This is a genomic window from Microbacterium istanbulense (assembly GCF_037204145.1).
Classification (GTDB): Bacteria; Actinomycetota; Actinomycetes; order Actinomycetales; family Microbacteriaceae; genus Microbacterium; species Microbacterium istanbulense.
Genome location: NZ_JBBDGN010000001.1, coordinates 1 through 22,724, shown reverse-complemented (window position 1 = coordinate 22,724; position 22,724 = coordinate 1). Strand labels below are relative to the sequence as shown.

The following is a 22,724-nucleotide window of genomic DNA, read 5'->3' as shown; positions in this document are numbered from 1 at the left end:
GGTCTGCGAGCACCCCCGGTGCCCCCTTTTTATCCGTTGCTCAACCGGGAGGATCCCCGTGTCAGAGTCCCTGCCTGACCTCCTTCGCGCGCCCGGCGTGCTGTTCGACCTCGATGGGGTTCTGACCCCCACCGCCGAGGTGCACATGCGCGCCTGGAAGAGCGTCTTCGACGAGGTCTTCGCGGCCTGGAACATCGAGCCGCCGTACAGCGATGCCGACTACTTCGACTACGTCGACGGCAAGAAGCGCTATGACGGTGTGGCGAGCCTGCTGCATAACCGCAACGTGGAGATCCCGTGGGGTGACGTGGACGACGCGCCCGAGGCCGAGACCGTGTGCGGCATCGGCAACCGCAAGAACGCCGCCTTCGCCGCCACGCTGCGCAGCGAGGGCATCGCGCCCTTCCCCGGCTCGCTCGCCCTGCTGCAGGTGCTGAAGGATGCCGGCGTGCCGATGGGTGTCGTCTCCAGCTCGAAGAACGCCGAAGAGGTGCTGGCCAGCGCCGGCATCCGCGACTTCTTCACCGTGGTCGTCGACGGCGTCGTCGCCGAACGCGACCACCTCGCCTCCAAGCCCGCGCCCGACATGTTCCGTGAGGGTGCTCGGGCCTTGGGCGTCGACCCGTCTGTCGCCATCGCCGTCGAGGACGCCACCTCGGGGGTCGCCTCTGCGGCGGCCGCCGGATACTCCGTCGTGATCGGGGTCGACCGGGGAGCAGGCGCCGAGGCGCTCCGCGCCGCCGGCGCGACCGTGATCGTCGACGACCTTGCCCGCCTCCTCCCCACTGCAACGGAGAACGCATGATCGACCGCGACCGCTATCCCGTCGACCCCTGGCGACTGGTCGAGACCCGCTACGAGCAGAACGGTGTCTCTGAGACGCTGTTCGCCGTCGGCAACGGGTACCTGGGCCTGCGCGGCAACCACGTCGAGGGACGTGGTGCCCACGAGCACGGCACCTTCATCAACGGCCTGCACGAGACGTGGCCGATCCGGCACGCCGAGCAGGCCTACGGCTTCGCCGAGGTCGGCCAGACCATCGTGAACGCGCCGGATGCCAAGATCATGCGCGTCTACGTCGACGACGAGCCGCTGTCGTTCGACGAGGCCGATGTGCGCGAGTACGAGCGCGTGCTCGACATGCGCACCGGTGTGCTGAGCCGCTCGCTGGTCTGGGAGACGCCGTCGGGCAAGCGCGTGCGCATCCACGACGAGCGCCTGGTCAGCTTCGATGAGCGCCACCTCGCCGTGCTGCGCCTGGACGTCGTCGTCGAGAACTCCGACGCGCCGGTCACCGTGAGCTGCCAGATCCTCAACCGTCAGGACGGGGCCGGGATCTACGCCGGCACGCCGACGGTCGCCCAGAAGGGCGCCGGATTCGACCCGCGCAAGGCGGAGAAGATCAGCGGTGAGCGGGTGCTGCAGCCGGAGGAGTACTGGCAGGACGGCCTGCGTTCGGCGCTGTCGTACCGGGTCGCCGACTCGGGCATGACGGTCGCCGTGGTCGCCGACCACACGATCGAGACCGAGAACGAGTACTCGGCCCGCGCTCTGGTCGAGCCGGACATCGCGAAGAACGTCTTCCGCATCCAGGCCAAGGCCGGGGTGCCCATCCGCATCACCAAGACCGTCAGCTATCACACCTCCCGTGGCGTGCCGGCCCGCGAACTCGTCGACCGCTGCCGCCGCACGCTCGACCGCGCCGCGATCGAGGGCACGGCCGCGCTCTTCGCTCGCCAGGCCGAGTGGCTGGATGCCTTCTGGAGCCGTTCAGATGTGCGCATCGCCGCACACGACGACGTGCAGCAGGCCACCCGCTGGTGCCTGTACCAGCTGGCGCAGGCGGCCGCGCGGGCAGACGGCGCCGGCGTGCCGGCGAAGGGCCTGACCGGTTCGGGATACAGCGGGCACTACTTCTGGGACACCGAGGTCTACGTGCTGCCGTTCCTGGCGTACACGACCCCGCGCTGGGCGCGCAACGCGCTGCGCGCGCGGGCGCTCATGCTGCCGGCATCCCGCAAGCGCGCGGCGCAGCTGAACGAGGCGGGCGCCCTGTTCCCCTGGCGCACGATCAACGGCGAAGAGGCCTCGGCGTACTACGCCGCGGGCACGGCGCAGTACCACATCAACGCCGACATCAGCTTCGCCGTCGGCAAGTACACCCGCGCCACGGGAGACATCGACTTCCTCTACCACGACGGTGCGGACATCGCCGTGGAGACCGCGCGACTGTGGGCGACGCTCGGCTTCTGGCGTGGCACGAACGGCGACGCGACCTTCCACATCCACGGTGTGACCGGCCCGGACGAGTACACGACCGTCGTGAACGACAACCTGTTCACGAACGTCATGGCCCGCTACAACCTGCGTTTCGCCGCCCGGGTGGTGCGCGAGATCCAGGCCAACGACCCGGCGGCCTATGCCCAGCTCGTCGACCGCACGGGGCTGGATGCCGGTGAGCCGGACGCCTGGGAGCGCGCCGCCGAGGCGATGCACATCCCGTTCAGCGAGAGCCTGGGCATCCACCCGCAGGATTCGCTGTTCCTCGAGCGGGAGGTGTGGGACCTCGAGGGCACTCCCGCCTCGCAGCGCCCGCTGCTGCTGCACTTCCACCCTCTGGTGATCTACCGCTTCCAGGTGCTCAAGCAGGCCGATGTTGTGCTGGCGCTGTTCCTGCAGGGCAACCACTTCACCGCCGAGGAGAAGCTCGCCGACTTCGACTACTACGACCCGCTCACCACGGGTGACTCGACGCTGTCGGCCGTGGTGCAGTCGATCATGGCCGCCGAGGTCGGCTATCAGGACCTCGCGCAGGAGTACTTCGAGGAGGCGATCTTCGTCGACCTCGGCGACCTGCACCACAACGCCTCCGACGGTGTGCACGTGGCGTCGGCCGGTGGCGTCTGGACGGCGCTGGTGAGCGGCTTCGGCGGTATGCGCGACTACGACGGCAAGCTGAGCTTCGACCCGCGTCTGCCCGCCGACTGGCCCGAGCTCGCCTTCCCGCTGCAGTGGCACGGCACCCAGCTCGATGTCACGCTGACCCGAGACGCCCTGCGCGTGTCGGTGCGTGAGGGCGAGCCGGTGTCGTTCACGGTGCGTGGTGAGGAGTTCACCGCGGCGGCAGGAGCGGATGCCGTGGCGACCCTGGCCGACCAGGGCCCGGTGCTCGAGGGCCGTCCGACCATGCAGAAGTTCGCCGAGGCGCGCCGCGACGATGGCACGCTGATGGCTCCGACCGTGCCGGTGTCGACCAGCGCGATCCCGGTCGTCGCTGACGAGGACTGATTCGCAGCACGGTCTGCACCGCGACGCCCCTCCTTCCGCCTCGGTGGGGAGGGGCGTCGTGTGTGCGGGGGCGGATGCCGGATGCGGCGACCTCGATGTCGGTGGCACGCCGTAGGCTGGTCAGGTGACGACAGCCCTCTACCGCCGCTACCGGCCCGAGACCTTCGGGGAGATGATCGGGCAGTCCCAGGTGACCGATCCCCTCATGACGGCGCTGCGGGGTGACCGGGTCGGCCACGCGTATCTCTTCTCGGGGCCACGCGGGTGTGGAAAGACCACGTCAGCACGAATTCTCGCGCGGTGCCTCAACTGTGCAGAGGGCCCCACCGACACGCCCTGTGGCGTGTGCCCGAGCTGCGTCGAGCTCTCGCGCAACGGCGGCGGTTCGCTCGACGTCGTCGAGATCGACGCGGCCAGCCACAACGGTGTCGACGACGCCCGCGACCTGCGTGAGCGCGCCACGTTCGCGCCCAGCCGCGACCGGTTCAAGATCTTCATCCTCGACGAGGCGCACATGGTGACGCCACAGGGGTTCAACGCGCTGCTCAAGCTCGTCGAAGAGCCCCCCGCGCACGTGAAGTTCATCTTCGCCACCACCGAGCCCGAGAAGGTGCTCGGCACCATCCGCTCTCGCACCCATCACTATCCGTTCCGGCTCGTGCCGCCGGCGGCCATGCTCGAGTACGTCGAGAAGCTCTGCGCCGAGGAGGGCGTGCAGGTCGAGCAGGGTGTGCTTCCGCTCGTGGTGCGGGCAGGCGGTGGCTCGCCACGAGACACGCTGTCGCTGCTCGACCAGCTCATCGCCGGCTCTGACGTCGCGGCCGACTCCGGTCAGGCGACGGTCTCGTACGCCAGGGCGGTCGCCCTGCTCGGCTACACGCACGCCGAGCTGCTCGACGAGATCGTGGCGGCGCTGGGCGCGGCGGACGCCGCGGCGGCCTTCCCCGCCGTCGACCGGGTCGTGCAGACCGGGCAGGATCCCCGTCGCTTCGTCGATGACCTGCTTGAGCGGCTGCGCGATCTCATCGTCATCTCTGCCGTCGGAGAGGGAGCCTCGGCGGTGCTCCGCGGCATCCCCGACGACGAGCTGGCACGCATGCGTGCCCAGGCCGCGAGCTTCGGCACGGCGCGTCTGTCGCGCACCGCAGACCTCGTCAGCCAGGCGCTCGACGACATGAGCGGGGCGACCTCTCCGCGCCTGCACCTCGAACTCATGGTGGCCCGCGTGCTCGCCGGAGCGGATGCCGCACCCGCGAGTGTGCCCGCCGCATCGGCGCCACCGACGAGCGCCCCCGTACCGGCCACGGCACCGGCGCCTGCCGCCCGCCCGGCGGCGACAGCCCCCGCGCCGCAGCCCGCGGCGCCGGAACCGGCGGCGGCATCGGCACCCGCGTCACCGGCACCCGCATCACCGGCATCAGCCGAACCCGCCGCACCAGCGGTGCCCACGCTCCGTACGCCCGCCGCACCGGACCCCCAGCCTGCTGCGCCCCCCGCGCCCTCAGGACCGGTCGACTTCGACCGCATTCGCGCGGCATGGTCGGCAGTCCTCGGGCGTCTGGAGAGCATCAGCCGTGCGTCGTGGCTGGTCGTCACCGGTGTGCAGCCGCTCGCCTACGACACCGACAGTGAGGTGCTCACCCTCGGGTTCAGCAGCCCGAACGACGTCGCGCGGTTCAAGGGCACCACCCCCGGCAAGGGCACGAGCGACCACCTGCGCACCGCGATCGAGCAGGAGCTCGGCGTCACCGTGAAGTACCGGCCGGCCCCGCTGCCCCCATCCGGGGACGAGGGCGGGCGCGGCGGCAGCACGCCCACGCCGCCGGCGTCGCCCGCACCATCGGCTCCGGCATCCGCGCCGCGCCCCGCGCAGGACGATGCCCCCGCCGCCGGGTGGGCGAACCCGATGCAGAGCCCCAGCGGGGCAGCGGAGAAGCCCGCGCGCACGCCGGGCCCGCGCGCGGCATCCGCGGCGGTGACCGACTGGGCAGTCGCGCCGATCCCGTCTTCCGCGCCCCGGGCCGAGAAGCCGTCCGCACCGGTGGCGACCGGTGCACCGGCTGCCGTCGCTCCGAACGCGGTCACGCCGGCCGACGCCGAGGTGGCGGTGAGCGCCGCTGCGGCATCCGCACGGCCCGCGCAGTTCCCCGTCGATGAGGAGCCGGCCGACGTCGAGGCCGCACCCTCGGCGCCGAAGCCGCCGGTCGACGGTCTCGTCGCAGCGCCGCCCGCGCCCTACGACGACGTGCCCCCGTTCGACGACGAACCGCCCTACGACCCCGACTACGACGGCCCGGCGCCGGTCGACGGCCGGAGTGCGCCGTCGCGACCGGCTGCACCTGCCGCACCTCGCGCCACGGCCGCTCCCCGCACCACTGCCGCACCTCGCACCACGTCTCACGGCGCCTCGGTAGCGCCCCGGACAGCACCGGCCACCCCGGTCGTCTCGTCACGCTCCGCCGCGCCGCAGGGCGTGCAGCGGTACGGCGAGGCTGTCGTGCGCCAGGTGCTCGGTGCGACCTTCGTGCGTGAAGAGCCCTACGAGCCCCCGACGAGGTTCAACTGATGTACGACGGCATTGTCCAAGAACTGATCGACGAGTTCGGTCGCCTCCCTGGCATCGGGCCGAAGTCGGCCCAGCGCATCGCGTTCCACATCCTGCAGACGCCGAGCTTCGACGTGGCACGCCTGTCGGAGCTGCTCACCGAGATTCGCGTGCGCGTGCGCTTCTGCGAGATCTGCGGCAACGTCGCAGAACAGGAACGCTGCGCCATCTGCCGCGACCCGCGCCGCAACCCCGAACTCATCTGTGTCGTCGAAGACGCCAAGGATGTCGCCGCGATCGAACGCACCCGCGAATTCCGTGGTCTGTACCACGTGCTCGGCGGCGCGATCAGCCCGATCGCCGGCGTCGGCCCCGACGACCTGCGCATCGCGCAGCTGATGACGCGCCTCGCCGACGGCACCGTGCAAGAGGTCATCCTCGCCACCAACCCCAACCTCGAGGGGGAGGCGACGGCCAGCTACCTCAGCCGCCTGCTCACCAGCATGCAGATCACGGTCTCCCGCCTCGCCTCGGGTCTGCCCGTCGGTGGCGACCTTGAGTACGCCGATGAGGTCACCCTCGGGCGTGCATTCGAGGGCCGGCGCCGCCTGTGAACGCACAGGGCCAGGGGATCAGCCGTCGCGGCTGGATCCTCTTCGCCGTGATGGCGATCGTCTGGGGCATCACCTACCTCTTCATCAAAGAGGCCGTGCACTCGTACAGCCCGCCCGCTGTCGTCTCGGGTCGCACACTGCTCGGCGCGCTCGTGCTGCTGCCGTTCGCCATCCGCAGTGGAGCGCTCAAGGCCGCCTGGAAGTACTGGCCGTGGGTGCTCGCGTTCGGGCTCATCGAGATGGCCGGGCCGTTCCTGCTGCTCAGCCATGCCGAGAAGACCCTGCCCTCCGGCCTCACCGGTCTGCTCGTGGCCACCGTGCCACTGTTCGCCGCCCTCATCGCCCTGCTGCGCGGAGACCGCAGTGTGCTCTCGCCGCTGCGCCTGGGCGGGCTGCTGCTCGGCTTCGCCGGGGTGATCGTCGTGGTCGCCGGGCCCGGGCTCTTCCCGCAGGGAGCGGCGAGCTTCCTCGGCATCGGCGAGATTCTGCTGACGGCCCTGCTCTACGCGATCGCGCCGTTCATCATCGCCTACAAGCTGGCCGATGTGCCCTCGATCGGCACGATCACCCTCGCGCTGCTCGGCATCGGCCTCGGCTACCTGCCCGCCGCGCTGCTCACCCAGCACGATGTGCCGACGGTGCGCTCGACCGTCTCGCTCCTGCTGCTCGGCATCGTCTGCACAGCCGTGGCGTTCATCGCCTTCTTCGCGCTCATCCGCGAGGTGGGCCCGGTGCGGGCGCCGCTGTTCACCTACGTCAACCCGGTCGTCGCCATCGTGCTCGGCACCCTGCTGCTCGGCGAGCCGGTCACCGCCGGTCTGCTGATCGGGTTCCCGCTCATCCTCATCGGATGCTGGTTCGCCGCCACGGGCGGACGGATGCGGCCCCGGGCGCCGCTGCCAGACGCCGCCGAACCGATCGTGCGCTGACCCGACGCGGCACAAGATCGATCGAAGGATCGATCTGGCGGGGATGTGCGTGCGACGCCGACCCGAGAGAATCGATACATGAGTGCCGCGCCAGACCGACAGGGGATGCTGCGGGCCGCCCGTTTTGCGTTACACGTGATCACGGTCGCCCTGGCCGTGGTGACGACCATCCGTGCGACATCCGCCGGCGTGCCGCTCCTGCCGGCGCTGCTCGCCGCCGGAGCATTCCTCGCCTGGTACGCCCTGGGGGCCGTCTACGCGCAGGGGCGCGCCGCGCGCTGGTGGCTGTATGCCCTGACGCTCATCTGGGGCGGGATGCTGGTGCTCTCCGCCGAGTATGTGTGGCTGTCCTTCCCGCTGTTGCTGCTGGCCGGTCATCTGCTGCGCGCCGGCTGGTCGGCCGTGTACGCTGCGGTCGTGCTCGCCGCCGCGATCCTCGCGCCGCTGCTGCACGACGCCCCGTTCACCTTCGCCCACATCGCCGGCCCCCTGCTCGGAGGCGGCTTCGCGCTGGCCGTCTCGCTCGGCTACGACGCACTCCTGCGTGACGCCGCCGAGCGTGAGCGCCTGATCGACTCGCTCGTCCGCGCCCACGAAGAGACCGCCGCCCTGCAGGACGAACTCGCCCGCACCCAGCACGAGGCCGGCGCCGAACGCGAGCGCACCCGGCTGGCGCGCGACCTGCACGACACGATCGCACAAGAGCTCAGCTCGGTCTCGCTGCTGGCTCGCTCCGGAGACGCGGAGCGGCTACCGCAGATCGACGCGCTCGCGCAGCACTCCCTCGTCGAGCTGCGCCGCATCGTCGCCGCGCTCGCGCCCGCAGACCTCGACGACACCGCACTCGCCGGAGCCCTCGGGCGCATGCTCGACGCGCTGGCCGCCGAGACCGGCATCCGCACGTCCCTCTCGGTCGACGAGCGGATGCCGCCGCTGCGCACCCCCGTGGAGGTCATGTTCCTCCGCATCGCGCAGTCGGCCCTCGCCAACGTGCGCCAGCATGCCGGGGCGGGCGCGGTGCAGGTGAGCCTCGCCACAGTGGGGGAGCGCGTGCGGCTCACGGTGGCCGACGACGGCCGCGGATTCGATCCGCAGGGCCTGCCGGAACAGTCACGCTCCTACGGGCTGGTGGCCATGCGCTCCCGGCTGCGCGAACTGGGCGGCGAGCTCGAGATCGACAGCATCCCTGGAACCGGTACGACCCTGCGCGCTGAGGTGACGGCATGAGCATCCGGGTGCTCATCGTCGATGACCACCCGATCGTGCGCGCGGGTCTGCGCGCGGTGGTCGAGAGCCGCGGGTTCACGGTGATCGGTGAGGCCGGCACCGGTGAAGAGGCCGTGGCTGCGGCATCCGCTCTGCATCCCGACGTCGTGCTCTGCGACCTGCGGCTGGGGGAGGGGATCGACGGCGTCGCGACGACCGCCGCCCTGCGGGCGAGCGACGAACCACCTGCCGTGATCATCCTCACCACCTTCGACCACGACGCGCAGATCGTCCGCGCGATCGAGGCAGGGGCCGCCGGATATCTGCTCAAAGACGTCGGCACCGATGTCATCGCCAAGGCCATCACGGATGCCGCCGCGGGCTCGCTCGTCTTCTCGCCCGGGGATGACCGCCTGCTGGCCGCCCTGCGGGCCCCGCGCGTGACGCTCACCGCCCGGGAGCGCGAGGTGCTCGCGTGCGTGGACGAGGGGGCGAGCAACCGCGAGATCGCGGAGCGCCTGTTCATCAGTGAGGCAACGGTGAAGACCCACATCGTGCACGTGCTCGAGAAGCTCGGCGCCGGCAGCCGCACCCAGGCTGCCGCTGAGGCACGCCGCCGCGGCCTGCTGTAGCCGTCACATGCGCCGGGGCGCATGAGCGTCATCCGTAGAATGAGCGTGGGCGGATCCGCCCGACGTCCCCCGGGAGTGAACGTGGCCCTGATCGTGCAGAAATACGGCGGCTCATCCGTCGCCGACGCCGAGAGCATCAAGCGTGTCGCCAAGCGCATCGTCGACACGCGGCGCGCCGGCCACGACGTCGTCGTCGCGGTGAGCGCGATGGGCGACACCACCGACGAGATGCTCGACCTCGCCCACCAGGTCGCTCCGCTGCCCGCTCCGCGCGAGCTCGACATGCTGCTCTCCAGTGGTGAGCGCATCTCGATGGCGCTGCTCGCGATGGCCATCCACTCGATGGGCTTCGAGGCCCGCTCGTTCACGGGCAGCCAGGCCGGCATGATCACCGACGCCAAGCACGGCTCCGCCCGCATCGTCGATGTCACCCCCGTGCGGCTGCGTGAGGCGCTCGATGAGGGTGCGATCGTGATCGTCGCCGGCTTCCAGGGCTTCAACCGGGACACCCGCGACATCACCACGCTCGGTCGCGGCGGCTCCGACACCACGGCCGTCGCGCTCGCCGCGGCGCTCGAGGCCGACGTCTGCGAGATTTACAGCGACGTGGACGGCATCTTCACCGCCGACCCCCGGGTCATCCCGCGGGCCCGCAAGCTCGACGTCATCAGCAGCGAAGAGATGCTCGAGCTGGCCGCCAACGGCGCCAAGGTGCTCTATATCCGCGCCGTCGAGTTCGCACGCCGCCACGGCGTGCTCATCCACGCCCGGTCGTCGTTCTCGTCGGCCGAAGGCACCTACGTTCTGGGCGAGGGTATGAAAGACCCGCGCGAAACCGAGGGAGCAGCCATGGAAGAACCCATCGTCGCCGGAGTCGCCACCGACCTCACGCAGGCGAAGATCACCGTCGTCGGCGTGCCAGACGTGCCGGGTAAGGCCGCCGAGATCTTCACGGTCGTCGCCAAGGCGGGCGCCAACGTCGACATGATCGTGCAGAACGTGTCGGCAGCTTCCACGGGCCGCACCGACATCTCGTTCACGCTGCCGAAGTCCGACGCTCCCGCGGCCCTGAAGGCCCTCGCCGCCGAGCAGGCCGATGTCGGATTCGAGAACCTCGTGCACGACGACCAGATCGGCAAGCTCTCGGTCGTCGGCGCCGGCATGCGCACCCACTCGGGTGTCTCGGCGATTCTTTTCGAGGCGCTGAGCAAGACCGGCATCAACATCGAGATGATCTCGACCTCCGAGATCCGCATCTCGGTGGTGCTGCGCGGCTCCGACCTCGCCGACGCCGCCCGCGAGGTGCACAGCGCCTACGGACTCGACAGCGAGATCGAGGCCACCGTTCACGCCGGCACCGGTCGCTGACGCGCGAGCATCCGCCCGCTCCGCGACGGGGTAGACTCGCGGCAACCCTGACATCGGCGCCGGGCGCAGCATCCGCACCCTGGGGCTGAGCCTGGCGCACCGTCTCCACGCCAAGGACTCTGCCCATGACCCGCATCTCTGACTCAGGACTCTCCGTCGCCATCGTCGGCGCCACCGGCCAGGTGGGCACCGTGATGCGCGAGATTCTCGCGGAGCGGTCGTTCCCGATCCGCGAGCTGCGCCTGTTCTCGTCCGCGCGCTCGGCGGGCACCGCCATCGACTTCGGCGGCGCGACCGTCATCGTCGAAGACGTCGAGACGGCGGATGCCGCCGGGATCGACATCGCGCTCTTCTCGGCCGGCGCCACCGCCAGCCGCGCCTACGCCCCGCGCTTCGCCGAGGCCGGCGCCGTCGTGATCGACAACTCCAGCGCGTGGCGGATGGACCCCGAGGTGCCGCTGGTGGTGAGCGAGGTCAACCCGCACGCGGTCGACGATCGCCCCAAGGGCATCATCGCCAACCCCAACTGCACCACGATGGCCGCCATGCCGGTGCTCAAGGCCCTGCATGCCGAGGCCGGCCTCGAGCGTCTCATCGTCTCCACCTATCAGGCCGTCTCCGGCTCTGGCCTCGCCGGCGCGCAGGAGCTGCTCGGTCAGGTCGAGGGCGTGCTCGCTCAGGGCGACACCCTGCGGCTCGTGCACGACGGGTCTGCGGTGGACTTCCCCGAGCCCGAGAAGTACGTGGCCCCGATCGCCTTCGATGTCATCCCGCTGGCAGGCTCCATCGTCGACGACGGTCTGAACGAGACCGACGAAGAGAAGAAGCTGCGCAACGAGAGCCGCAAGATCCTCGAACTGCCCGACCTCCGCGTCGCCGGCACGTGCGTGCGGGTGCCGGTGTTCACCGGACATTCGCTGTCGATCAACGCCGAGTTCGCGCGCGATCTGAGCCCCGAGCGGGCGCGCGAGGTGCTCGCGTCCGCCCCCGGCGTCGTGCTCGACGAGGTGCCCACCCCGCTGCAGGCGGCGGGCAAGGACCCGAGCTTCGTCGGTCGCATCCGTGCCGACCAGTCCGCGCCCGAGGGCAAGGGGCTCGTGCTGTTCATCAGCAACGACAACCTGCGCAAGGGCGCGGCGCTGAACGCCGTGCAGATCGCCGAGGTCGTCGCCGCCCGGGTCTTCGCCTGACCTTCTTAAGAACCTGTCAATTTCCGCCGCAGGGGCCTCTCGCGACACCGCGGAGGCCCCTGCGGTCGGAAGAGACCGACGTTCTGCGCACGGCGCCGGGGGCGTGGGCGAACTAGACTGTTCTGGTGTCTGAAACCGTCGATGTCGTCCTGATCGGTGGTGGCATCATGAGCGCCACCCTCGGAACCCTGCTGCACGAACTCCAGCCCGACTGGAAGATCGTCGCGTTCGAGCGCCTCAGCGATGTCGGGCAGGAGAGCTCGAACCCGTGGAACAACGCGGGCACCGGGCACGCCGCCCTGTGCGAGCTGAACTACATGCCGCAGGCCGCCGACGGCTCGCTCGACTCGGCCAAGGCCGTCTCGATCAACGAGCAGTTCCAGCAGAGCCGCCAGTTCTGGTCGTCGCTCGTCGAGCGTGGCGTGCTGGATGCCCCCTCGACCTTCATCAATTCCACCCCGCACATGACGTTCGTGCGCGGCGAGAAGGACGTCGCCTACCTCAAGGCGCGCTACGAGGTGCTCAAGAACGAGCCGCTGTTCGAGGGCATCGAGTACAGCGAGGACTCCCGCGTCATCAACCAGTGGGCACCGCTGCTCATGCAGAAGCGCGTCAAGGGTGAGCCGTTCGCGGCCACCCGGGTGCCGGCCGGCACTGACGTCGACTTCGGTGCGCTCACCCACCAGCTCTTCGACCACCTGCAGCAGAGCGGTGTCGATGTGCGCACCGACACCGAGGTGCGCAGCCTCAAGCGCCGCAAGGATGGCACCTGGCGGGTGAAGTACCGCCGCTCCGTGGGCCACGCCCCCGGTGAGGTGAACGCCCGCTTCGTGTTCGTCGGTGCCGGCGGCTGGGCGCTCAAGCTGCTGCAGAACTCGGGCATCCCCGAGATCGAGGGCTACGGCGTCTTCCCCATCGGTGGACAGTTCCTCAAGACGACCAACCCCGCCATCGTCGCCCAGCACAAGGCGAAGGTGTACTCGCAGGCATCCGTCGGCGCCCCGCCCATGTCGGTGCCGCACCTCGACGCTCGCGTCGTCGACGGCGAGTCGTCGCTGCTGTTCGGCCCGTTCGCGACCTTCAGCCCGAAGTTCCTCAAGAACGGTTCGTGGTTCGACATCGTCGGCCAGGTGCGCCTGCACAACCTGTGGCCGATGCTGCGCGTCGCGTTCGCCAACCCCGACCTCATCACCTACCTCGTCAGTGAGCTGGTGAAGAACCACGGCAAGAAGGTCGACAGTCTGCGCACCTTCATGCCCACCGCCAAGGACGAGGATTGGACGCTGATCCAGGCCGGTCAGCGCGCGCAGGTGATGAAGAAGGACGCCCAGAAGGGCGGCATCCTGCAGTTCGGCACCGAGGTCATCGCCTCGGAGGATGGCACCATCTCGGGCCTGCTGGGCGCATCGCCTGGTGCGTCGACGGCGGTGCCGATCATGCTCGGACTGCTGCAGCGGTGCTTCCCTGAGCGGTACGCCGGCTGGGAGCCCGCGCTGCGCGAGTTGATCCCCACGCTCGGCGAGAAGCTCAACGAGGATGCCACGGCGGCTGAGGCCTCGATGAAGGCGACCGCCGCCGCGCTCGACCTCACGGCCTGAGGCGCCGCTCGTGGCGAAGCTGTACTTCCGCTACGGCGCGATGAACTCGGGCAAGTCCACGGCCCTGTTGCAGGCCGCGTACAACTACGAAGAGCGCGGGCAGCGGGTGCTGCTGGCCAAGCCCGCGATCGACACCAAGGGCGCCTCGCAGATCGAGAGCCGGCTCGGCATGACCCGTGAGGTGGACTTCCTCATCGGCGCGGGGGAGAGTGCGCGTGCACTCTTCCAGGCCCAGCGGGATCGGCTGCGCCGGTCGACGGAGGATGAGCTGATCCCGACCGGACCGGTCGATGTCGCCTGCCTGCTGGTGGACGAGGCGCAGTTCCTCTCGGCCGAGCAGATCGACGACCTGTTCCGCATTGCGGTGCTCGACGGTATCCCGGTGATGGCCTACGGCATCCGCAACGACTTCCTCACGCATGCCTTCCCCGGGTCCGCGCGGCTGCTGGCGATCGCGCACACGCTCGAAGAGCTCAAGACGATCTGTCGCTGCGGGCGCAAGGCGGTGTTCAACGGACGCATCGTCGACGGGCGATTCGTCTTCGACGGCGACCAGGTGGCCATCGACGGCGCTGCCGTGACCTATGAGTCGCTGTGCGGCGACTGCTACCTGCGCGAATCCGGCGGCGTCCTCGGCTGAATCCCGACCTTGCGTGGTCTGACCACATCCGGCTAGTCTGTGGTCTGACCACAGGAGGACGGATGAGCGACGCCCCGCGCGCCTGGCAGGTCGTGCTCGAGCATCTCGAACGCGACCTGCTCGACGGACGCCTCGGCCCCGGCGACCACCTGCCCTCAGAGCGCGAGTTGTCGGCCGACCTCGGTGTGGGGCGGTCCAGCGTGCGGGAGGCACTGCGCGTGCTCGAGGTCATGGGTCTGATCCGCACAGCCACCGGCTCCGGCCCGCAGGCGGGCGCCATCGTGATCGCCACGCCCCAGGGGGGCATGTCGGCGCTGCTGCGGCTGCAGGTGGCCGCACAGGGCTTCCCGCTGGCGGATGTCGTGCAGACCCGACTCGTGCTCGAGGATGCCGTGGCCAGGGCGCTCGCGACCGATTCCCGCCGCGATACCGCCGAAGCGCACCGGATGCTGGAAGCGATGGATGCGGCAGGTCTCACCGCCGCGGAGTTCCTCGCGCTCGACGCCCAGCTGCACCTGTCGCTCGCCGAGGCGTCGGGCAACACCGTGATCGCCGCGATGATGGCGGGGCTGCGCACCTCGATCGAGTCGTACGTGCTGGCTGGCTCCGCCCGCGTGGATGACTGGCACACGACCGCCGATGGCCTGCGCGCCGAGCACCGCGCGCTCGTGGCCGCGATCGACGCGGGCGACGCTGAGGCGGCGTCTCGGCTCGTCCGTGAGCACATCACCGACTACTACCGCACCACCGGACTCGTCTCCGGTTGACCCCCGAGAGGACACCATGGTTCAGCGTCAGCTGCCCAACCCCGCCGAGCTGCTCGAGCTGCTGCGATTCAAGAAGCCCGAGCTCAACGCCCGCACGCGCCGGCTCGACGCGGCCCTGACGATCGCCGACCTGCGCACGATCGCGAAGCGACGCACACCGAAGGCGGCCTTCGACTACACCGACGGTGCCGCCGAGGGCGAGCTGTCGCTGCAGCGCGCGCGGCAGGCCTTCGAAGACGTCGAGTTCCACCCCGGCATCCTCACGCCGGCGCCGACCGTCGACACCTCGGTCGAGATCCTCGGCGCACCCAGCGCCCTGCCGTTCGGCATCGCTCCCACCGGATTCACCCGCCTCATGCAGACCGAGGGGGAGGTCGCCGGTGCCGGTGCGGCCGCCGCGGCGGGCATCCCGTTCACGCTCTCCACGCTGGGGACGACCTCGATCGAAGGAGTGCAGGCGGCGACCCTTCGCGAGCCGCAGGGGCCGGTGCCGGCGCGCAACTGGTTCCAGCTGTACGTCATGCGCGACCGGGAGATCTCCTATGAGCTCACCCGCCGCGCCGCGGCCGCCGGGTTCGATACCCTGCACTTCACGGTCGACACACCCGTGGCCGGTGCCCGCCTGCGCGACAAGCGCAACGGATTCTCCATCCCGCCGCAGCTGACCCTCGGCACGATCATCAACGCCATCCCGCGCCCGTGGTGGTGGTACGACTTCCTCACCACACCGAAGCTCGAGTTCGCGTCGCTGAGCACGACCGGTGGCACCGTCGGCGAGCTGCTGGATGCGGCGATGGATCCGACGATCAGCTACGACGACCTCGCCATCATCCGTGACCTGTGGCCGGGGAACATCGTCGTCAAGGGCGTGCAGACCACCGAGGATGCGTTGCGGTTGCGTGACGCGGGAGTCGACGGCATCGTGCTCTCCAACCACGGCGGGCGTCAGCTGGACCGTGCTCCCATCCCGTTCCACCTGCTGCCGCAGGTGCGGCGTGCGGTCGGTGACGACTTCACGGTGATGATCGACACCGGCATCATGAACGGCGCCGACATCGTGGCATCCATCGCGCTCGGGGCGGACTTCACGCTCATCGGGCGCGCCTACCTGTACGGGCTGATGGCCGGTGGGCGGCAGGGGGTCGACCGGGCGATCGCGATTCTGCGCACCGAGATCGAGCGCACCATGCGGTTGCTGGGCGTCTCGTCGCTGGACGAGCTCACGCCGGCGCACGTGACGCAGCTGACGCGCCTCGTGCCGGTGGCGAGGGATGCGGCAGGTGCGGTCACCGCATAGGGCAGGGGCCGCGCGCCGACCGGCTCAGCCGGCGTTCGCGGTCTCGAGCAGTTCGTCGAGCTTCGCGGCGGTGTCTTCCCAGTCGACGACGGCCACCGAGGGCACGCCGAGCGCGAGGACCGGGTAGTCGTTGCCGCCCTCGTCGAGACGGTCGCCGTAGAAGAGCATGTCGGTGAGGTCGATGCCGGTGCGGGCGGCGAGCTCACGCATGCCGTAGGCCTTGTCGATGCCCGAACGGGTGATGTCGATCGACGTCGAACCGCCCGAACGCACCTCGAGGTCGGGCAGGCGCGGGGCCACCGCGTCACGCAGCGCAGAGCGCTTGTCGCCACTCGGGTCCCAGGCGTGCTTGGCGTCGCGCGGGGCCTTCTGGCCGAGGGCCGAGAAGGTGATCTGGGAGCCGCGGTCCTCGAGGATCTCGCCCCAGGTCTGCTCTTCCCACAGGCCGAGCTTCTCGGCCTCTTCACGCAGGGCCGCCATGGCGGCGGACTTCTCATCGTCGGCGAGATCATGCGCGTACACGAGGGTGAAACCTTCGCCGTCGAAGCGCAGGTAGCGCGTGCCGCAGGTGGGCAGCAGGTGCAGACGGCTGAGGTCGTCGGCATCCGTGTCGGCGAGCCGGGCGATCACCTGCGTGCGGAACTGCTGCTCGTTTCCGCCGGAGATGATGGCGACCTGGGTCACGCGCAGCAGGGCGCGCAGCTGGTCGGCGATCCGGGAGTCGATGGTGCCCTTCGACGGGGCGAGAGTGTCGTCAAGGTCGAAGGCGACGAGGCGGGGCATGCTCATGATGCCTCCAGTTTAGAGGGGCGGAGCTGGGAGACCGCGGCGGCAATGGCCCACGCGAGGAGCACGCCGAGGGTGGCGCCGACCGAGTTGAGGACGATGTCGGCGACAGAGCCGATCCGGTGCGGCAGGGCCGCCTTCTGCACCAACTCGACCCCGAGTGAGAGCAGTGGGCCCGCGGCGAAGGCGAGCGGCCAGGCGACCCGGCGGAAGGCGAGGAAGGCGAGGGTGCCGATCGGCACGAACACCAGCACGTTCGCGATCGCCTCGAGCTCGCTGAAACCCAGCCATGTCCAGCCCAGGCCGCGGTGCACTGCGCGCACCACGAGATCGAGGATCACCGGGGCGCTGTCCTGCACGGGGCGCGGCCAGATGGTGAGCAGAAGCAGCCCGATCAGGTACGGGATGCCGAGCACGAGGGCGACGGGGAGGGCGAGGCTGCGCCGTGGCGGACTGTCTGTGCTCATGGGCCCGATCGTAGGGGGAGAAGCTTCGGAAACAGCGAGAGGGACCGGCCTCGCGACCGATCCCTCTCGTGTGCTGTGTCGGGGTGACAGGATTTGAACCTGCGACCTCTTCGTCCCGAACGAAGCGCGCTACCAAGCTGCGCCACACCCCGTTTGACAACCGTTCGAGTCTACCCCGTGAAGTACTCAAACGCCCAATTGAGGTGTGTCCGCCGTTGGACCACAGCGTGGAGCGAGGCGTCCGTCGGGCGTCCTTATCAGAGGCAGCTTCTCGCACCCCGTCGCTGGCCTCCAGCGGGACTAAGGTTCGGGCCAGCATCCACTGCCCTCAAAACTCGAGCCCCAATAGCACCCATAAGTCTCTTACTTGTAGGTGGGGCTTTTCAGACGCTGTGATTGCGTTTGCCGGTCTGTAGTCGGGCCGTTCACGGGTGAGGGTGCGATGGTGACAGTATGAGATCGAACCAAGCGCGCAAGGAGCGTCAAGCGGTGATGAATCACCTGTCATCGACGATTACTGCGACCCTGATTGCGGCGAACTCCGCGGCGAGCATCGTCCTGCTCACCAGTCTTGGAGACCTCCTTCTTCCCAGGCAGGGTGGAACTTCCGACCTCGCACCAGTTCTGTTCCTCCTGCTCATCGGCGTCTCCGCCGCCTTGATCGTGGGATCCTGTATCGGGGGTCTTTCGGCTAGGCAGCGGCAGGCAGTTCTGATTGTTTGTGTTGTCGCAGGGCTCGCCTCGATCGCGCTCTCAGTGCTGTACTTCGGCATATTTCTGCTGGACTCGCGCAGCGTCCTCGTCACGGGCGTATTTTTCGTCGCGCTTTTTACCGCTTCAGGTCCGATGCTCACCTCGTTTCTGGCCATGTTGCTATGGCAACACTCGCGATGGCTATCACGTCGAGGCCTGATTGTGATCACGTCGGCGATGAGCGTCGTTCTGACAAGTGCTCAGATTGCGGCGGTCGTGGTGACACGGCTGATGGTCGCAGTCGCCTAACCTGGAGCCTGCTTGGCGTTACTCTGGGTCGTTGCGGGGTTCCTGGTTTGATCGTGTCATCCGACACGTGCGCATGTCAGTCGCGCGCCGTCAGCGTCAACAGCGTTGCCTCGGGGCGGCAAGCGAAGCGCACGGGTGCGTAGATCGAGTGGCCGCAGCCGGCACTGACGTTCAGCGGCACTTCGCGGTCGCCGTACGACCAGGTGCTCAGTCCCTTGGCCTGCTTCAGGGGGATGTCGCAGTTGGCGACCACGGCGCCGTAGAACGGTACACACACCTGACCGCCGTGGGTGTGGCCGCCGAAGATGGCATCCGCGCCCAGGTAGCTGAACGTATTCAGCACGCGCTGGTAGGGGGCATGGGTGACACCGAGTAGGGGAGTAGCCGCATCCCGTTCGCCGAGGCCGGCGATCGCGTCAGGCAGCGCGTCGAGGTCATCCCAGTTGCGGTGGGCGTCATTCACACCGAACGTGTCGATCGTGCGGGTGCCGACCTGTACACGGGCGGCGGTGTTGTTGAGATCGTGCCAGCCGAGAGCGTCGGTCAGGTACCGGTCGAGACCTGCGGTGTCGAGCAGCGGCTTGTCGCTGTGTTTCTTCGACGGCCCTGCGAAGTATTTCAGGGGGTTGCGCGGCGTGGGCGCGGTGACGTCGTTCGAACCGTGCACGAACACCCCGGGGATGCCGGCGAGCGGTGCGAAGGCCCGTCGGATGCCGTCGAGACCATCGCGGTGACCGAGGTTGTCTCCGGTGTTGATGATGAGATCGGGCTCGAGCTCGGCGAGGGATGCCAGCCACTGCTGTTTGCGGTGCTGCCACGGGGCCATATGGGCGTCGGAGATGTGCAGCACACGCAACGGCGCGGAACCCGGCGGGAGGGCGGCAGCTGACGCCGCACGCACCGTGAACAGATACCGTTCGATGCCGATGCCCCAGACGGCGGCACCCAGGCCGACGGCCCCCACCACGCCGAGCGTGGTGAGGGCCGGATGGCGCTGAGTGGACGCGTTCAATCGCACACCAGGGTGATCGTGGTGCCCGGTGCCGCCTTGCCGCCCGCGGGCTCCTGAGCGGTGACATCGTCACCGCCATCACAGTCGCCCGAGACCGCCAGGCCAGCGTCTTCGAGCGCCTTCTTGGCCTGGCTGAACTTCTGCCCTGTCACGTTCGGCACATCAACTTCTTCCGGAGCGGGTGCCTTTCCGGTGCTGGGCACCAGGGTCACCGTTGTACCGCCGGCCACGCGGCCGGCGCCGGGCGTCTGTTCGGCGACGCTGCCCGCGGCGACCTCACTGTCGATGGCCTCGCCGACGTTCACGCGGAAGCCCGCGTTCTCGAGGGTCTGCCGAGCCTGATCAAGGGGCTGACCGACGACGTTCGGCAGGTCGCGCAGCACCTGGCGGGTGAGGTTGCGGTCCGGTGCGGGGAAGGCGTCGCCTCCATACGCGGCGTTGGCCGCACCCTGCATGGCCCGGGCGATGTAGTACCGGATCTGCGACATCTGGATGCCGTTCCAGTACGTCTGCGCCATGCTGAAGTCGCCCGTGATCGCACCGGCCCAGACCATGGTGGTGGTCTTGGTGCTCGACTCGGTCATCGACGTGGCGAAGGACTGGTGGGTACCCGTCTTACCGATCAGGGGGACGCCGTCGTAGGGGCGGGCGGTCACACCGGTACCGCCGCTCTGCATCACGCTCTCCAGTGCGTAGGCGGCCGTCGCGGCGACCTCGGGTGCGATCACCTGCGAGCACTTGGACTCCGGCAGCGTCATCTCCTTGCCGTCCTGACCGATGACCTTGTCGATCGCGCGCGGCGTGCAGTACTTGCCCTTGTTCGCGACGGTCGCGTACGCGCCGGCCATCTGGATCGGTGCGATGTACTTCGACCCGAGCACGGAGTCGTAGGGGTAGTTGCCGTCCTGCTTGTTCGGGCGATCGGGCTCGCCGCCGACGGGGCCGCCGTTTCCGAGGTGCACGCCCATGCGCTCGGCGACCTTGTTGATGTCGCAGGTATCGAGCTGCTCGGCCATCGCGAGGTAGCCGGTGTTGAGCGACTTCGCCGTGAACTGGCGCACGGTGCCCGTGAAGCCTCGCTGCTTGTTGTAGTTGTAGATCATCTCGTCGTTGTAGAACGGCTCTTCGCAGACGGTGAAGTTGTTGAACACGCGCGTGTTGCCGTTGACCACCTCGTTCACCGAGTGGCCCTTCTCCAGCCAGTCGATGAGCGTGAACAACTTATAGGCGGATCCGGGCGGCATGCCGTTCGAGTTGCCGTGGGTCTTGTCGGCCGCGTAGACGAGGCTCGTCTCACCCTTGGCGCGATTGGCGTTCGCCGTCTCGTTGAACTTCGTGTTCTGCACGATCGCGAGCACGCGACCGGTGCCAGTCTCGATCGTCACACCGCTGGCACCGAAGTCCTTGCCGTCCAGGTAGACGGGGGCGTTGGCAGCCATCGCGTCGATACCGGCCTGCTGCACGCGCATGTCAAGCGAGGTGTAGATCTGCATGCCGCCGCGGCGCAGGTTCTCCTGGCGCTCAGCCTTGGTCTCGCCGAAGGCGGGGTCATTCTCGACGATCGACTTGGCGTACTGGCAGAAGTAGGCGTTCTTGCCTGCCGCCGCGCAGCCCTGGGTGGACGGGGTGATCTTCGGCTCGATCGGCGTCTCGTAGGCCGCATCCCGCTGCTCTTCGGTGATCTTGCCGTCGATGAACATGCGCTTGATGACATAGTCACGACGCACCTTGGTGTCGGCGTAGCCGTCGTCGGCGCCGTTGGTCGGGTTGTCCTCGGCATCCGTTCCCGTGCCGCCCGGCTTGTCGATGCGGTAGCGGTTCGGGTTCTGCACGATGCCGGCCAGGGTCGCCGCCTGCGGCAGGGTGAGCTTGGCGGCGGTGGTGCCGAAGTAGTAGTTCGCCGCGGCCTCGATGCCGTAGGTCTGACCGCCGAAGTTGGCGATGTTGAGGTAGCCGAGCAGGATGTCGTTCTTCGAGTAGTCCTTCTCGATCTGGATCGCGTAGCGCATCTCCTGCAGCTTGCGCTCCACACCCTCAGAGCCGGTCGCCTGGGTCGCTTCGGTCCAGCAGGCGTTGAGCTTCTCGGAGTAGTCCTCCTCGCTGGGAGAGACACCCTTCTCGCACTCCTGGATCAGCACGTTCTTCACGAACTGCTGGCTGATCGTCGAGGCGCCGCGCGACGACGTGCCACGGATGTTGTCGACGACGGCCTTGACTGTGGCGCCCAGGTTCACACCGCCGTGCTCGTAGAAGCTCTTGTCCTCACTGGAGAGGATGGCGTCGTAGAGGACCGGCGAGACCTCGTCGAAGGTCACCGGGATGCGGTTCTGGTCGTAGAACGTCGCGAGCTGGAATGCCTTGCCCTCGGCGTTCGTGCCGTAGATCGTGGTGGGCTCCATCGGGGTGCCGACCTTGAGGTTGTCGGGCAGGTCCTCGAACAGCGACATCGCGGTCGAGCCGGTGAAGCCGGCCATGGCGATGGCGGGCGTGACGGTGGCCGTGACCAGGAGTCCGGCGACGGCACTGAGTCCGACCAGGCCGAGCAGGCCGCCGAGGACACCCTTCACCGAGCGTTTCGTTTCAGGCATACGCTTGATCGTAGGGGAGTTCCCTGAATACCAGCCTCGACGGGAGTGCCATGACCACGTGGGAGTATCTGACCACGCCGCTGTTGATCCACAACACCGCCGCCATCCTCAACAACTGGGGCAAGCAGGGCTGGGAGCTCGTGCAGGTGGTCACGGGTCCCGAAGGCGGTCTCGTCGCCTACTTCAAGCGTCCCGTCACCGCGGATGCCGCAGGCAACGCCGGCCTCGCGGCCGCCGCCGAGGCCGCCCGCCAGTTCGAGGGCGGTGCGGCATGAGCATCTCCGCGCGCCTGACCGAGCTCGGCATTGAGCTTCCCGCCGTCGCCGCACCCGTGGCGGCCTACGTTCCCGCCGTCGTGCACGGTGGCCTCGTCTACACCTCAGGTCAGCTCCCCTTCGTCGACGGTGCGTTGCCTGCGACCGGCAAGCTCGGCGCCGACATCGACCCGGACGACGCGAAGGGCTATGCCCGCACCTGCGCGCTGAACGCGCTCGCCGCGGCCGCGGATGCTGCAGGCGGGGTGGACAACATCGCCGGGGTGCTGCGTGTCGGCGGCTTCGTGGCATCCGATCCGTCGTTCACCGGGCAGCCCGGCGTGATCAACGGTGCCAGCGAGGTGCTCGGCGAGATCTTCGGTGACGCGGGCAAGCACGCCCGCGCCGCCGTCGGCGTGCCGGTGCTGCCGCTCGACACCCCCGTCGAGGTCGAGGTCACGTTCATCCTCGCCTGAGCTCCATCTCGCCTGAGCTCCCTCGCCGAGACCCCGCTTTATCGCCGAGACCCCTGCCTGCTGAC

The 22,724-nt window shown here is 69.0% G+C and carries 20 protein-coding genes and 1 tRNA gene; 16 read left to right on the top strand and 5 right to left on the bottom strand.

The features are described from left to right. Positions 1–58 precede the first annotated feature (58 nt). From WDU93_RS00105 to WDU93_RS00045, 13 genes are all read left to right on the top strand, one after another. Positions 59–805, top strand: a complete 747-nt coding sequence (locus tag WDU93_RS00105) for an HAD family hydrolase (protein ID WP_337316098.1) — start codon at positions 59–61, stop codon at positions 803–805. Beyond that, positions 802–3,288, top strand: a complete 2,487-nt coding sequence (locus WDU93_RS00100; protein WP_337316096.1) for a glycoside hydrolase family 65 protein — start codon at positions 802–804, stop codon at positions 3,286–3,288. The genes WDU93_RS00105 and WDU93_RS00100 overlap by 4 nt, the downstream gene beginning before the upstream one ends. 124 nt (positions 3,289–3,412) lie before the next feature. After that, positions 3,413–5,854, top strand: a complete 2,442-nt coding sequence (locus WDU93_RS00095; protein ID WP_337316094.1) for a DNA polymerase III subunit gamma and tau — start codon at positions 3,413–3,415, stop codon at positions 5,852–5,854. Then, a complete protein-coding gene (gene recR, locus WDU93_RS00090) occupies positions 5,854–6,447 on the top strand; it encodes a recombination mediator RecR (protein ID WP_337316092.1) in 594 nt (197 codons plus the stop codon). The genes WDU93_RS00095 and recR overlap by 1 nt, the downstream gene beginning before the upstream one ends. Next, a complete protein-coding gene (locus WDU93_RS00085) occupies positions 6,444–7,376 on the top strand; it encodes a DMT family transporter (RefSeq protein ID WP_337316090.1) in 933 nt (310 codons plus the stop codon). The genes recR and WDU93_RS00085 overlap by 4 nt, the downstream gene beginning before the upstream one ends. A gap of 78 nt (positions 7,377–7,454) precedes the next feature. Further along, entirely contained in the window at positions 7,455–8,603 is a 1,149-nt protein-coding gene (locus WDU93_RS00080) for a sensor histidine kinase (protein ID WP_337316087.1), read from the top strand. Further along, positions 8,600–9,214, top strand: a complete 615-nt coding sequence (locus WDU93_RS00075) for a response regulator transcription factor (RefSeq protein ID WP_337316085.1) — start codon at positions 8,600–8,602, stop codon at positions 9,212–9,214. Before WDU93_RS00080 ends, WDU93_RS00075 begins: the two co-directional genes overlap by 4 nt. Before the next feature lie 81 nt (positions 9,215–9,295). Continuing rightward, on the top strand, positions 9,296–10,582 hold the full coding sequence (locus WDU93_RS00070) for an aspartate kinase (protein WP_337317257.1): 1,287 nt from the start codon (positions 9,296–9,298) through the stop codon (positions 10,580–10,582). A 125-nt stretch (positions 10,583–10,707) separates the two neighbouring features. Then, on the top strand, positions 10,708–11,772 hold the full coding sequence (locus WDU93_RS00065) for an aspartate-semialdehyde dehydrogenase (RefSeq protein ID WP_337316079.1): 1,065 nt from the start codon (positions 10,708–10,710) through the stop codon (positions 11,770–11,772). 125 nt (positions 11,773–11,897) lie between these two features. After that, entirely contained in the window at positions 11,898–13,370 is a 1,473-nt protein-coding gene (locus WDU93_RS00060; protein WP_337316077.1) for a malate:quinone oxidoreductase, read from the top strand. Between the two features lie 10 nt (positions 13,371–13,380). After that, positions 13,381–14,010, top strand: a complete 630-nt coding sequence (locus tag WDU93_RS00055; RefSeq protein ID WP_337316075.1) for a thymidine kinase — start codon at positions 13,381–13,383, stop codon at positions 14,008–14,010. Between the two features lie 62 nt (positions 14,011–14,072). Beyond that, the gene (locus tag WDU93_RS00050; RefSeq protein WP_337316073.1) at positions 14,073–14,777 is read left to right on the top strand and encodes a FadR/GntR family transcriptional regulator; all 705 of its coding nucleotides are present in this window, start codon (positions 14,073–14,075) and stop codon (positions 14,775–14,777) included. Between the two features lie 16 nt (positions 14,778–14,793). Further along, entirely contained in the window at positions 14,794–16,074 is a 1,281-nt protein-coding gene (locus tag WDU93_RS00045) for an alpha-hydroxy acid oxidase (RefSeq protein WP_337316071.1), read from the top strand. Between the two features lie 24 nt (positions 16,075–16,098). On the opposite strand, the gene WDU93_RS00040 is transcribed toward WDU93_RS00045, so the two are convergent. The 3 genes from WDU93_RS00040 to WDU93_RS00030 form a co-directional block, all read right to left on the bottom strand. Beyond that, on the bottom strand, positions 16,099–16,863 hold the full coding sequence (locus WDU93_RS00040; RefSeq protein ID WP_337316069.1) for an HAD hydrolase family protein: 765 nt from the start codon (positions 16,861–16,863) through the stop codon (positions 16,099–16,101). Next, the gene (locus tag WDU93_RS00035; RefSeq protein WP_337316067.1) at positions 16,860–17,327 is read right to left on the bottom strand and encodes a VanZ family protein; all 468 of its coding nucleotides are present in this window, start codon (positions 17,325–17,327) and stop codon (positions 16,860–16,862) included. The genes WDU93_RS00040 and WDU93_RS00035 overlap by 4 nt, the downstream gene beginning before the upstream one ends. A 78-nt stretch (positions 17,328–17,405) precedes the next feature. Continuing rightward, a tRNA-Pro gene (locus WDU93_RS00030) sits at positions 17,406–17,479 on the bottom strand. A 337-nt stretch (positions 17,480–17,816) separates the two neighbouring features. Between WDU93_RS00030 and WDU93_RS00025 the strand changes: the two genes are divergently transcribed. Next, positions 17,817–18,329 (top strand): hypothetical protein, encoded by a 513-nt coding sequence (locus WDU93_RS00025; RefSeq protein WP_337316063.1) that lies wholly within the window; start codon positions 17,817–17,819, stop codon positions 18,327–18,329. A gap of 76 nt (positions 18,330–18,405) precedes the next feature. Here the strand turns inward: WDU93_RS00025 and WDU93_RS00020 are convergent, their stop codons facing one another. Together WDU93_RS00020 and WDU93_RS00015 are read right to left on the bottom strand one after the other, a co-directional pair. After that, a complete protein-coding gene (locus WDU93_RS00020) occupies positions 18,406–19,341 on the bottom strand; it encodes a metallophosphoesterase (RefSeq protein ID WP_337316061.1) in 936 nt (311 codons plus the stop codon). Next, complete coding sequence (locus WDU93_RS00015) at positions 19,338–21,929, bottom strand: transglycosylase domain-containing protein (RefSeq protein WP_337316059.1); 2,592 nt, start codon at positions 21,927–21,929, stop codon at positions 19,338–19,340. Before WDU93_RS00015 ends, WDU93_RS00020 begins: the two co-directional genes overlap by 4 nt. A 50-nt stretch (positions 21,930–21,979) precedes the next feature. Here WDU93_RS00015 and WDU93_RS00010 point away from each other — a divergent pair, with 50 nt between their 5' ends. Both WDU93_RS00010 and WDU93_RS00005 read left to right on the top strand, forming a co-directional pair. Then, positions 21,980–22,204 (top strand): Sp36 family protein, encoded by a 225-nt coding sequence (locus tag WDU93_RS00010; protein ID WP_337316057.1) that lies wholly within the window; start codon positions 21,980–21,982, stop codon positions 22,202–22,204. Then, positions 22,201–22,659, top strand: a complete 459-nt coding sequence (locus WDU93_RS00005) for a RidA family protein (RefSeq protein ID WP_337316055.1) — start codon at positions 22,201–22,203, stop codon at positions 22,657–22,659. The genes WDU93_RS00010 and WDU93_RS00005 overlap by 4 nt, the downstream gene beginning before the upstream one ends. The last annotated feature ends 65 nt before the right edge of the window (positions 22,660–22,724 follow it).